Source organism: Lentzea alba, from assembly GCF_011067745.1.
GTDB lineage: Bacteria > Actinomycetota > Actinomycetes > Mycobacteriales > Pseudonocardiaceae > Lentzea > Lentzea alba.
On sequence record NZ_JAAMPJ010000001.1, the window covers coordinates 1,150,307 to 1,162,017 of the forward strand.

Below are 11,711 nucleotides of genomic sequence, written 5' to 3' on the forward strand. Positions count from 1 at the left end.
CTCAAGTTAAGGCAAGAAGATCACAGCTCTAGACGGCTCGCTTCTTCAGTTTGCGGCGTTCTCTCTCCGAGAGACCGCCCCAGATGCCGAAGCGTTCGTCGTGCTGGAGTGCGTACTCAAGGCACTCCGAACGCACCTCGCAGCCCAGGCAGATGCGCTTGGCCTCCCGCGTCGATCCACCCTTTTCGGGGAAGAACGCCTCGGGATCCGTCTGGGCGCACAGCGCGCGCTCCTGCCAGTCCTGCTCGTCGGCAGGGTCGAACAGGTACGACAGCTCGCCCTGCACGACCGGCTGCGTGACGTGATCTTCTTCGAGCTCTTCGAATTCCTGCATTTCGTCCGCCTCCTCGCCTTCCGCTCTCCCCGGTTGGCGGACGCCAGACGCCGTTCCCACAACGACGAATGACACCGATGTGATTACACCTGCGTCACAGCGGGCGGTCAAGCGGAGTCCACACGTCGGGGGATATTCGCGCGGATGGCCGCAAAAACCTTGACTGGCAGCACAGACAGTGATTCAGGTGTCGCAAAGGGTCCCCGAACAGCCCACAGCGCCAGCCGACACGCCACACTGGTGGGGTGAAGCGATCAGCGGTGCGCCCCAGTCCACTGTTCCTCGGCCTGCTCGCGGCAACCGTCGCCGGCGGGGCAATCACCCTGCTCGAAGGTGACGTCGCCATCATCTCGGGCACCATCCTCTTCGTACTCGCCGGGTGGGCGGTGACGCTGTGCCTGCACGAGTTCGGACACGCCGCCGTCGCGTACAAGGGCGGCGATTTTTCGGTACGCGACAAGGGTTATCTGACCCTCGACATCCGTCGTTACACCGACCCGGTGCTGAGCATCCTGCTGCCGCTGGTGCTGCTCGCGTTCGGCGGAATCCCACTTCCGGGTGGTGCGGTGTGGATCAACCACCACGCGCTGCGGTCGAAGAAGATCGAGTCGTTGGTCTCACTCGCCGGACCGGTCACGAACCTGGTGATCGGCGTGCTGCTTGCGTTGATCGTCACACTGTTCTCGCCGCCGACCGCGCTCGCCGCCGCGATTTCGTACCTGGCCTTGTTGCAGGTGATCGCGTTCGTGCTGAACATCCTGCCGATTCCCGGTTTGGACGGCTGGGGTGTTTTGGAACCGTTCATGTCGCCCCAGGCGCAGCAGTTCGGCGCGAAGGCACGGCCGTGGGCGCCGCTGATCCTGTTCGCCGTGCTGATCGGCTTCGCCGAGGTCAACAGGTTGTTCTTCGAGGCGGCGACCGCGGTGTTCGAGGCCGTCGGCGGCGCCTCGGGCTCGGCCTACGCCGGTGCGGCCGCGTTCATGTTCTGGCGCTACCTGTAGGCACCGCGAGCCGCTGTGGAAGCATGGGACGGCGTGAAGGTCGTAGCACTGGTCGGCGGGGTCGGCGGCGCGAGGTTCCTGCAAGGGCTCAAACAGATAACACTGTCACATAAAGCACGGGAAGCCGAGGTCACCGCGGTGGTGAACACCGGCGATGACGTGTGGATGCACGGGCTGCGCATCACGCCTGACCTCGACACCTGCATGTACACGCTGGGCGGTGGGATCGACACCGAGCGCGGCTGGGGCCGCGCGGGCGAGTCGTGGACCGTCAAGGAGGAGCTGGCGGCGTACGGCGCCGAGCCGACGTGGTTCGGGCTCGGCGACCGGGACATCGCCACGCACCTGGTCCGCACCAGGATGCTGCGCGCGGGCTACCCGCTGTCGGCCGTGACCGAGGCGCTGTGCGACCGGTGGCAGCCGGGCGTGCGGCTGCTGCCCATGTCGGACGACCGGGTGGAGACGCACGTCGTCGTCGAGCTGGACGGCGAACCGAAGGCCATCCACTTCCAGGAGTGGTGGGTCAAGCACCGGGCGGCACTGCCCGCGCTGTCGTTCGCGTTCGTCGGTGCCGAGACCGCCACCGCCGGGCCCGGCGTGCTGGACGCGATCGCCGAGGCGGACGCCGTGATCCTGGCCCCGTCGAACCCGGTCGTGAGCATCGGCACGATCCTGAACGTGCCCGGCGTGCGCGACGCGCTGCGCAAGACCGAGGCGGGCGTCGTGGGCCTGTCCCCCATCATCGGCGGGAAACCGTTGCGGGGCATGGCGGACGCTTGTTTGGACGCGATCGGCGTGGAGACCTCCGCCGAAGCCGTCGGACGGCACTACGGCTCCCGCAAGTGCTCGGACGGCATTCTGGACGCGTGGCTGGTGCACACCGGCGACCGCGCCGACGTGCCCGGTGTCGCGGTTCGCGCGGTTCCGCTGCTGATGTCCGATGTGGACGCCACGGCGCAGATGGCCCGCGCCGCGCTGGAACTGGCCGGAGTCGAAGTTGACTGATCACGCCGCGGCGGCGCTGGAGCTGCTGCCGGTACCGGGGCTGCCGGAATTTCGCCCCGGCGACGACCTGGCCGGTGCGATCGCCCAGGCCGCGCCCTGGCTGCGCGACGGCGACGTGCTGGTCGTCACGTCCAAGATCCTGTCCAAAGTAGAGGGACGGCTGGTCCGCGTTCCGGCGGACTTGGAGGAACGGGACCGGATCCGGCGCGAGCACGTCGACGCGGAGTCCGTGCGGGTGCTCGCCCGCAAGATGCGCACGCTGATCACCGAGAACAAGCTCGGCATCGTGCAGGCCGCGTCCGGGGTCGACGCCTCGAACGTGGCGGGCGACGAGATCGCGCTGCTCCCCGTCGACCCGGACGGATCGGCGGCGTCCCTGCGCCGCGCGTTGAAAGGCCTGCTCGGCGTCGAGATCGCCGTGGTCGTCACGGACACGATGGGCCGCGCGTGGCGGATCGGCCAGACCGACGCCGCGATCGGCGCGTCCGGCATCCGGGTGCTGCACGACTACGCGGGTTCGGTCGACGAGCACGGCAACGAGCTCGCGGTGACGATGGTCGCGATCGCCGACGAGATCGCGGCGGCTGCGGACCTGGTGAAGGGCAAGCTCGGCGCGGTGCCGGTGGCGGTGCTGCGCGGGTTCGAGGTGGTCGACGACGGTTCCACGGCGCGCGACCTGACCCGGCCGACCGAGGAGGACCTGTTCCGGCTCGGCACCGAGGAGGCGCTGGCCCAGGGCCGGGCCGAGGCCGTGCTGATGCGTCGCTCGGTGCGGTTCTACTCCTCCGAACCTGTTGATCTCGCCGTGCTGAAGCGCGCGGTCGGTGCGGCGTTGACCGCGCCCGCGCCGCACCACACGAAGCCGCTGCGGTTCGTGCTGGTGCGGGAGAAGCGCGCGGAACTGCTGCGGGCGATGCGCGAGCAGTGGACGGCCGATCTGCGCGGCGACGGGTTCACCGAGGAGCAGATCGCGCGCCGGCTGCGGCGGGGTGACCTGCTGGTCGAGGCACCGGAGATCGTGGTGCCGTTCCTGGTCCGCGACGGATCACACGCGTATCCCGATCCGCGCAGGTCCGAGGCCGAGAAGACGATGTTCACGGTCGCCGGTGGCGCCGCCGTGCAGGGCCTGCTGGTGGCGCTGGCCGCCGAGGGCCTCGGCTCGTGCTGGGTGTCGTCGACGATCTTCTGCGCGGACGTGGTGCGTTCCGTGCTGGGTGTTCCGCAGGACTGGGAGCCGCTGGGCGCCGTGGCGGTCGGGCACCCGACCGAGCCGCTGACGCCGCGCGAGCCGTTGGAAGGGCTGATCGAGCTTTGACATTGCACGCCGACGCGGTCTCGACGCTGAGCCGATTCGCCGGACAGGACGCTTTGCGCGAGGCCTACCTGGGCTTCCTGGCGGCTCGTGAGGACGCCTGCCGGCGGTCCTGCGAGCCGGGGCATCTCACGGCCTCTGCTTTGGTCCTGGACGCCACCGCGGAGCACGCGTTGCTGACGCTGCACCCGCGGGTGGGCCGGTGGCTGCAGCTCGGCGGCCACTGCGAGCCGGAGGACGTGTCGCTGGCCGCGGCCGCGTTGCGCGAGGCGACCGAGGAGTCCGGCATGCGCGGGCTGCGCATCGAGCCGACGCCGATCCACCTCGACGTGCACCCGATCACGTGCTCGCTCGGCAAGCCGACGCGGCACTTCGACGTGCGGTTCCTGGTGCGGGCGCCGGTCGGCGCGCAGCCGGTGCGCTCGGCCGAGTCGGTCGACCTGCAGTGGTGGCCGCTCGACTCGCTGCCGGACAACGTGGACGACCTGCACCCGCTGATCGAGTCGGCGCTGGCCCGCCTGCGCTGACGTGGATGAAGGAGCCCTTCATCGTTCTGGTTCAGCGCTTGAGCGCGCGGTAGTGCTTGAGCAGAGCGGTGATCCGCGCGGGGTCGTTGGCGCCGTTCAGCTCGGCGATCAGGTCGTCGGGGCACAGCTCGTAGTGGTCGCCCCACCACCGCTGCGACTTGCGGTTCCAGATGCGGTACCCGCCGGGCACGCCTCTCGCCACGTACCGCTTCGCCAACCAGTCCTCCCCAGGTGTCCGGTTGTCACCAGAATCGCACTCGAGGGCAACGGGTTTAGAGCTTGCGGTAGTCGCGGGGTGAGAACCTCGGGGCCCGCCGCGGCCGGCGCATGCCCGCGGCCTCCAGGTACATGACCGCGCGGTGGCGCTGCGGCTTGTAGGGCTCCAGCAGCGCCATCATGGCGTCGTCATCGCCCGGCGTGCCGGTCAACGCCCACGTGACGTTCTTCGCGACGTGGTAGTCGCCGACGCTGACGGCGTCCGGGTCGCCCCAGGACCGTTGCGCCACCTCGGCGGACGTCCACACGCCGATGCCGGGCACCTTCTCCAGCAGCTCGCGGCTGCGCATCTCGGCGGCCTTCTCCAGCCGGTGCGCGACCTGGGCGGCGTTGATCAACGTGCGTCTGCGGGCGCCGTCGAGCCCGCACTGGTGCCATTCCCAGTCCTGCAGCGACAGCAGCCGGCCAGGCGTCGGCGGAACCTTCAACGCCAGTGGTCCGGGCGCGGGCTCACCGAAGCGGCGGCCCAGCTCGCGCCACGTCCGGAACGCCTCCTTGCCGGTGACCTTCTGCTCCAGGATCGAGGCGAACAGCAGGTCCCAGACGCGTCCGGTGGCGCCGAGGCGCAGACCGGGACGTTGCCGCCGGGCTTCAGCGATCACGGGGTGGTGGGCGACGAACTCGTCCACCGGGTCGTCCGCGCCGAGCAGGGCGGGCAGGCCGTCCAGCAGCCACTGCCCGCCCTCGCCCCACGCCTCGGCTTCGACGGCGTCAGTGCGCCGTACCCGCAGAGTTCCGGGACCGCACGGGGTGTTCGCCGCGAACCAGACGCCGCCCTCCGTGCTGAAGGACGGATCGCCTGGGCCGCGGCGCAGCGTTCCGAGCACCGCGCCCAGGTCCAGTGGGAACGGTGGTGTCCAAGATCTCCTAGGCATCCGTCGAGAAGCGCACGCCGGCCTCGGGCAGCACCACGCCCGGCCAGACCCGCGCTCCGCCGATGAGCTCACAGCGCGCACCGATCACGGCCGAGTCGCCGACCACGGCGTCCCGCAGCACCGCACCGGCCTGCACCAACGCACCCGCGCCGACGATCGAGCGTTCCACGACCGCGTTCTCGCCGACGACCGCGCCGTCGAACAGGATCGCTCCGTCGAGCACCGCGCCGTCCGCCACCGTGCAGTTCGAGCCGACGGTCGACCCGCCGCGCACGGTTGCGCCTTCGTGCACGGCAGAGCCTTCGAGCACCAGGAAGTCACCGGGCTGCGCCACCGCGGCTGATGGCGCGACGCCCCGGACCAGGTCCGCCGAGCCCTGCACGAACGCCTCGGGCTTGCCCAGGTCGAGCCAGTACGTGGCGTCGACGTGGCCTTGCAGACGCCGACCGGCCTCCAGCAGGCCGGGGAACGTCTCGCGCTCCACCGACACCGGGCGACCGGCGGGGATGGCGTCGATCACCTCGCGCCGGAACACGTAGCAACCGGCGTTGATCTGGTCCGTCGGCGGGTTCTCGGTCTTCTCCAGGAACGCCTGCACGCGGCCCTCGTCGTCGGTCGGCACGCAGCCGAACGCCCGCGGGTCCGCCACCTTCACGAGGTGCAGGGTGACGTCCGCCTCATGCTTGCGGTGCGTGTCCACGATCCCCGTCAGGTCGACACCCGAAAGGATGTCGCCGTTGAAGACCATCACGTCGGGTTCGCGCAGTTTGCCGGCCACGTTGCGGATCGCACCGGCTGTGTCGAGGGGCACTTCCTCGACCACGTACTCGAGCTCGAGACCGAGTCTCGATCCGTCACCGAAGTACTCCTCGAACACCTCGGCCTTGTAAGAAGTGCCGAGCACCACGTGAGTGATGCCGACCTCCTTGATCCGCGACAGCAGGTGCGTCAAAAATGGCACCCCCGCCGTCGGGAGCATGGGTTTGGGGGCGGACAGGGTCAGCGGGCGAAGACGGGTGCCCTTGCCCCCGACCAGCACCACAGCTTCGACGCCGTGCACCTTTTTCCTCCTCCGCGTTACGGCAAGCCGTTCGACGGAATACTCTGACACGAAGCAGATCGTCATATGGGATCTGGTCCCGGCAAGGAGCTAAATCCGACATGGACCCCCGCGACCGTGCCGACGCCTTGCTCGCCCGCGCCCGCGCACGTGGGCGGAACATCGTGACGCCGGACAACATGACGTCCCCGATGGACGCATCCGACACCCAGCAGATCCCTCGCACGCTGGTCAACGCCATGGACCCGCGTCGCGACCCGGACTCGACGATGATCCTCAGCCCCCACCAGATGGGGCAGCAGGCCGCACCCCGGCCGCCGCAGCACCACCCCATGCCGACCCAGCCGATGCCGGTGCAGGCGGGCCCGGTGGATGACGCGGAGATCACTCAAGTCGTGCAGCCGGGTGTGATCCCGACCGTGTCCAACCACCAGCAGAAGCGGGGTTCGCTCTCCCAGCGCCTCAGCGGAGACGTGTAGGGGTCAGCGACCGGCCCAGTCCCGCCACACGACCCCGCGGGCGACCTTCGCGCGTGTGCCGATCGCGAGCCGTTGGACGAGCGTCGCGGGCATCCTGATCAGCACCTCGCCGGCCACGCGCAGCCGCAGTCCGAGCCTGAAGTTGGCCGCGTCCGGCACGTCCTTGCGCATCGGCAGCAGCGTGGTGATCACCAGGAACCGCGCCAGTTCGCGCACCGCCACGGACAGGGGTGCGCAGCGCAGCAGCATGAGCAGACGGTTGCGCTCGTTCCAGCGGTGGAACAGCGCCGAGCCCGGCCGCGTGCTGGCGCCGTGCCGATGCCGCACCCGCGCCGGTCCGACGGAGATCACCCGGTGCCCGGCCAGCCGCAGCCGCCAGGCCGTGTCGGTGTCCTCGTAGTAGCAGAAGAATCCCGCCGGCACGCCGCCGGCAGCGCGCAGTTCGGACGTCCGCATCAGCGCGGCGCCACCGCAGAACCCGAAGACCTCACGACCGGCGAGCACCACGTCCTTGCCGTGACCGTCCGCGGTCAGGGCCACGCCGACGGACTGCGTCGAGCCGTCCGTGAGCAGGATCGACGAGGTGGCGGCCGCCGCGCCGGGCTCGGTTTCGAGAGCGTTCTCCAGCTCGGCCAGCCAGGACGGGTCCGGTACCGCGTCGTCGTTGAGCCACGCGACGTACGGGGTGCCGACCTGGTCGAGCACGGCGGCGAGTCCGCCCGCGTAACCGCGGTTGCGCGGTAGACGGACGACCTCTTGGTCGCCAGGGTGTTCGCTGATCAGCGCGGCTGTGCCGTCGTCGGACGCGTTGTCCACGACGATCGTCCTGTGTGGACTCTTCTGGGCCGAGAGGGCGTCGAGGCACGCCGTGATGTGGTCACGACCGCGCCACGTCACGACCACCACGGTGCTGAGTGCCGACACGGCGTGAGACGGTACGCGACGTGCCCGAGCTAGTAGTGCTGACCGAGCAACTCAACGCACCCGTCCCCGGCGGCACCGGCCGATACACGGCGGAACTGCTCAAGGCGTTGGCCCGGACCGCTCCGGAAGGCTGGTCCGTGACCACCGCGGCGACGGCCAACGCCGACCGCGTGATCAGGGTGCCGCGCCGGGTGTTGGTGGCGTTGTGGGAACGCGGGCTGCCGCCGAAGCTCGGCCGGCACGTGCACGCGCCGACGCCGCTCGCCCCGCTGCCGGGCGCGGTCGTCACCGTGCACGACGTCGTTCCGTGGACGCACCCGGAAACGCTGACGCCGCGCGGGGTCGCGTGGCACCGCAAGGTCATCTCGAGGGCGGCGGTGCAGGCGCGGGCGTTGGTGGTGCCGACGCAGGCCGTGGCCGACCAACTGCGCGACCAAGTGCGGGTCGAAGTTCCGGTGCACGTGGTGCCCAACGGCGTCACGAAACTCGTGGGCGACAAACCCGGCGATCTCCCCGAACGGTACGTGCTCGCCATCGGCACGATCGAGCCGCGCAAGGGGTTCGACCTGCTGGTGCGGGCCACCGAACGGCTGAAGGTCGGGCTGGTCGTGATCGGGCCGCAGGGGTGGGGTGGCGTCGATCTGCGGGCGGCGCACGTCACGTTGCTCGGCAAGGTGTCCGACGACCGGCTCGCCTCGGTGCTGGCCGGTGCGACGGTGCTGGCCGCGCCCAGTCTGGCTGAGGGATTCGGGCTGCCGGTGCTCGAAGCGATGGCCGCCGGCGTGCCCGTCGTGCACTCCGACGACCCGGCTCTGGTGGAGGTCGCGGGCGGCGCGGGAACCGTCGTCCGGCGCGGTGATCTGGCGTCGTTGACGGAGGGATTGCGGGCCGTGCTGGCGGATCCTGATCACACCATCGAGGCCGGGCTCACTCGCGCGAGTGAGTTCACCTGGGAAAAGACTGCTCGGGGTGTCTGGGTCACACACGCTTAACGACCGGATTAGCGCATTCCTGCTTAACGCATTAGCAAATGACATTACGCTAGCTGATCGTGCCGACTGTCGAACCCAGCGTGCTGATCGACGCCACCGCGGTTCCCGCAGACCGAGGTGGCGTCGGCCGTTACGTGGATTCGCTGGTCGCGGCGCTGGACGCGGACGGCGCGAAGCTGTCCGTCGTGTGCCAGCCCCGCGACATGGACCTGTTCACCAAGATCGCGCCGAACGCCCGGATCGTGCGGGCCGCCGACGCCGTCGCCACCAGGACCGCGCGGCTGGCCTGGGAGCAGACGACGTTGCCGAGGCTGGTGCGGACCATGGGCATCGACGTCGTGCACTCGCCGCACTACACACTTCCGTTGGCCAGCAAGGCCGCGTCCGTCGTGACGCTGCACGACGCCACGTTCTTCACCGACGCCGTGCTGCACTCGTCGGTGAAGGCGCGCTTCTTCCGCACGTGGACGCGCGCCTCGCTGAAGCGCGCCGAACTGTGCGTGGTGCCGTCCCAGGCGACCGCGGACGAACTGGTGCGCGTCGCCGGGGCCGAGAGACGGGTGCTGCACATCGCGCAGCACGGCGTCGACACCGAGCGGTTCCACCCGCCGTCGCCGGACGAGATCCTGGCGGTGCGGACGACGTTGTCGTTGGGGGACACGCCTTACGTGGCGTTCCTCGGCGCGTTGGAGCCGCGCAAGAACGTCCCGGCGCTGATCCGCGGGTTCGCTCAGGCCATGGTCGGCCGCGAGAACCCGCCCGCGCTGGTGCTCGCCGGTCAGCCCGGCTGGGACAGCCAGGTCGAGCGGGCGCTCGACTCCGTGCCGCACCGCATCCGCGTGATCCGGGCGGGCTATCTGCCGTTCGAACAGCTCGCGGGCTTCCTGGGCGGCGCTCAACTGGTCGCCTACCCGTCGCTCGGCGAGGGCTTCGGCCTGCCGGTGCTCGAAGCCATGGCGTGCGGCGCCTGCGTGCTCACCACCCGAAGACTGTCGCTGCCGGAGGTCGGTGGTGAGGCGGTCGCGTACTGCGGTGTCGGAGCGGGTGACATCGCGGCCGCGATCGCCGATCTTTTGGACGACCCTGCCCGTCGCGCGGCCCTCGCCGCGTCGGGCCAGCAGCGTGCGAAGGACTTCTCCTGGGCGGTCAGCGCGGACCGGCACCGGGTGGCCTACGAGAGGGCGGCGCTGATGCGCCGGCGCCGCTGACTACTGTGGCGCGCGTGAACTACGGCGACGGACTTGGTGTCGTGACGGTCACGTACTCGCCGGGCGAGACGCTGGAACCGTTCGTGGACACCCTCGCGAAGGCGACCACCCGCTCGGTGCAGGTGATCCTCGCCGACAACGGTTCCACCGACGGCGTGCCCGAGAAGGTCGCCGAAGCCAGGGCGAACGTCACGTTCCTGCCGACCGGGGGCAACCTCGGCTACGGCGGCGGGGCGAACCGCGGCGTCGCGGCGCTGGGCCCCGACGTCGGCTGGGTGCTGATCTCCAACCCGGACATCGAGTTCGCGCCCGGCAGCATCGACACGATGATCGAGGCCGCCGCCCGCTGGCCGCGCGGCGGGATGTTCGGGCCGCTGATCCGCGAACCCAACGGCGAGGTCTACCCGTCGGCCCGGCTGCTGCCGTCGATCGGCCGCGGCGTCGGGCACGCGCTGTTCGGCGCGGTGTGGAAGTCCAACCCGTGGACGAAGGCGTACCGGCAGGAGAAGGCGCCGACCGAACGGACCGCCGGCTGGCTGTCCGGCAGCTGCTTCCTGATGCGGCGCGAGGCGTTCGACTCGGTCAAGGGCTTCGACGAGCGCTACTTCATGTACTTCGAGGACGTGGACCTCGGCGAGCGGGTCGGCAAGGCCGGCTGGCAGAACGTCTACGTGCCGGACGCCGAGGTCACGCACATCGGCGGGCACTCCACCGCGCGGTCCTCGGACCGGATGCTGCGAGAGCACCACCGCAGCGCGTACCGGTACCTGGCCGACCGGCACCAGGGCGTGCTGTGGGCACCGTTCCGGCTGCTGCTCAAGGCCGGTCTGACGTTGCGGGTGAAGCTCCTCACCAGAGGCTGACGTGTCCCGCAGCCGCAAGCCCCGCTGTGCCGCACGCGGGGCCCCTTCGTACTGTCACTCAGTACGAAAGCTCCCCGCGTACACCTCAAGACCGCAGACGACGGCGCATTCGCTGTCCCACGCTGCAAACGCACGCGGGGAGCTTTCGTACTATCACGTAGTACGAAAGGGCCCCGCGTGCGCGGTTGGACGGCGGACGGGCGGGAGAGGCTGGGCGGTGCGGTGGAACCTTCGCCGGTCGTGGGCGTCCTCACAGCGATGACTGCCGCGATTCCCGTCGCTCCGGCCGTGCGCAGGCGGCCGTGAGGCGACCGATACCACTCATAGTGATCGGGCTCGCCGCGATCACCGCCGCGGTCGTGCTGGGTGCGATCGTGCCTGACGGCTACCAGCTCGCGGTGCTGGTGCCCTCCTGCCTGTTCTCGTTCGCGTTCGCGTGGGGCGTCGGCAAGCTCGGCCCCGCGTGGCTGGTGCTGCCCGCGCTCATGGTCGTCATCCCCGGGACCGCGGTGCTGGTCGGCGACGGTCACCGCGCGTTGATGGACGTCCTCGGCACGCGCGAGACGTGCGTGATCACGAGCGTCGAGGAGCTGCCCGGACCGGACAACCCGGCGTTCGCGCACCACCTCACCTGCCCCGATGGCGCCGAGCTGCGGATCGTGGTGCTGGGTGAGCAGGACAAGCGGATGCAGCCTGGTCCGGCCACCGTGCTGCGGCATCCGGTCATGCGGCCGCTGCTCGCCGACCGCAACGACTGGTCCGGCGAGTGGGTCTTCGGAGTGCCGATCGCCGTCCTGATGCTGCTGATCTGTGCAACCACACTGCGGGCGCGCAGAGTGATGAGGCAGGCTTAGG

General features: G+C 70.1%; 14 protein-coding genes. 9 read left to right on the forward strand and 5 right to left on the reverse strand.

Annotation, left to right across the window (positions count from 1 at the left end; genetic code table 11):
• Positions 1-28: 28 nt before the first annotated feature.
• On the reverse strand, positions 29-334 hold the full coding sequence (locus G7043_RS47500; protein WP_051784712.1) for a WhiB family transcriptional regulator: 306 nt from the start codon (positions 332-334) through the stop codon (positions 29-31).
• A gap of 245 nt (positions 335-579) precedes the next feature.
• Between G7043_RS47500 and G7043_RS05375 the strand changes: the two genes are divergently transcribed.
• From G7043_RS05375 to G7043_RS05390, 4 genes are read left to right on the forward strand one after another with little or no spacing between them, the layout of a single operon-like run.
• Positions 580-1,335 carry a site-2 protease family protein gene (locus G7043_RS05375; protein ID WP_166044415.1) on the forward strand — a complete coding sequence of 252 codons (756 nt, stop codon included), beginning with the start codon at positions 580-582 and terminating at the stop codon, positions 1,333-1,335.
• Between the two features lie 33 nt (positions 1,336-1,368).
• Positions 1,369-2,340: a 2-phospho-L-lactate transferase gene (cofD, locus tag G7043_RS05380; RefSeq protein WP_166044416.1), complete on the forward strand. Its 972-nt coding sequence runs from the start codon at positions 1,369-1,371 to the stop codon at positions 2,338-2,340.
• Positions 2,333-3,655 (forward strand): coenzyme F420-0:L-glutamate ligase, encoded by a 1,323-nt coding sequence (locus G7043_RS05385; RefSeq protein WP_166044417.1) that lies wholly within the window; start codon positions 2,333-2,335, stop codon positions 3,653-3,655. Before cofD ends, G7043_RS05385 begins: the two co-directional genes overlap by 8 nt.
• Entirely contained in the window at positions 3,652-4,179 is a 528-nt protein-coding gene (locus G7043_RS05390; protein ID WP_166044418.1) for an NUDIX hydrolase, read from the forward strand. The genes G7043_RS05385 and G7043_RS05390 overlap by 4 nt, the downstream gene beginning before the upstream one ends.
• A gap of 31 nt (positions 4,180-4,210) precedes the next feature.
• Here G7043_RS05390 and G7043_RS05395 read toward each other — a convergent pair whose 3' ends face one another.
• The 3 genes from G7043_RS05395 to G7043_RS05405 are packed head-to-tail and all read right to left on the reverse strand — an operon-like array spanning position 4,211 to position 6,390.
• Positions 4,211-4,396, reverse strand: a complete 186-nt coding sequence (locus tag G7043_RS05395) for a hypothetical protein (RefSeq protein WP_166044419.1) — start codon at positions 4,394-4,396, stop codon at positions 4,211-4,213.
• A 55-nt stretch (positions 4,397-4,451) separates the two neighbouring features.
• A complete protein-coding gene (locus G7043_RS05400; protein WP_166044420.1) occupies positions 4,452-5,330 on the reverse strand; it encodes a DNA-3-methyladenine glycosylase family protein in 879 nt (292 codons plus the stop codon).
• Positions 5,323-6,390 (reverse strand): NDP-sugar synthase, encoded by a 1,068-nt coding sequence (locus G7043_RS05405; protein WP_313887707.1) that lies wholly within the window; start codon positions 6,388-6,390, stop codon positions 5,323-5,325. The genes G7043_RS05400 and G7043_RS05405 overlap by 8 nt, the downstream gene beginning before the upstream one ends.
• 101 nt (positions 6,391-6,491) lie before the next feature.
• Here G7043_RS05405 and G7043_RS05410 point away from each other — a divergent pair, with 101 nt between their 5' ends.
• The gene (locus G7043_RS05410) at positions 6,492-6,869 is read left to right on the forward strand and encodes a hypothetical protein (protein WP_166044422.1); all 378 of its coding nucleotides are present in this window, start codon (positions 6,492-6,494) and stop codon (positions 6,867-6,869) included.
• 3 nt (positions 6,870-6,872) lie between these two features.
• Here the strand turns inward: G7043_RS05410 and G7043_RS05415 are convergent, their stop codons facing one another.
• Entirely contained in the window at positions 6,873-7,793 is a 921-nt protein-coding gene (locus G7043_RS05415) for a glycosyltransferase family 2 protein (RefSeq protein ID WP_313887708.1), read from the reverse strand.
• A 20-nt stretch (positions 7,794-7,813) separates the two neighbouring features.
• Between G7043_RS05415 and G7043_RS05420 the strand changes: the two genes are divergently transcribed.
• The 4 genes from G7043_RS05420 (at position 7,814) to G7043_RS05435 (ending at position 11,710) form a co-directional block, all read left to right on the forward strand.
• Positions 7,814-8,785, forward strand: coding sequence for a glycosyltransferase family 4 protein (locus G7043_RS05420; protein WP_166044423.1), 972 nt, complete (start codon positions 7,814-7,816; stop codon positions 8,783-8,785).
• 80 nt (positions 8,786-8,865) lie between these two features.
• Complete coding sequence (locus G7043_RS05425; protein ID WP_166044945.1) at positions 8,866-9,993, forward strand: glycosyltransferase family 4 protein; 1,128 nt, start codon at positions 8,866-8,868, stop codon at positions 9,991-9,993.
• 14 nt (positions 9,994-10,007) lie between these two features.
• A complete protein-coding gene (locus G7043_RS05430) occupies positions 10,008-10,856 on the forward strand; it encodes a glycosyltransferase family 2 protein (RefSeq protein WP_313887709.1) in 849 nt (282 codons plus the stop codon).
• Positions 10,857-11,158: 302 nt separating this feature from the next.
• Complete coding sequence (locus G7043_RS05435; RefSeq protein ID WP_207310561.1) at positions 11,159-11,710, forward strand: hypothetical protein; 552 nt, start codon at positions 11,159-11,161, stop codon at positions 11,708-11,710.
• The last annotated feature ends 1 nt before the right edge of the window (position 11,711 follow it).

Coding starts and splice junctions, on each gene's coding strand:
- G7043_RS47500 (WP_051784712.1), bottom strand. CDS start 334: ATGCAGGAATTCGAAGAGCTCGAAGAAGATCACGTCACGCAGCCGGTC.
- G7043_RS05400 (WP_166044420.1), bottom strand. CDS start 5,330: ATGCCTAGGAGATCTTGGACACCACCGTTCCCACTGGACCTGGGCGCG.
- G7043_RS05410 (WP_166044422.1), top strand. CDS start 6,492: ATGGACCCCCGCGACCGTGCCGACGCCTTGCTCGCCCGCGCCCGCGCA.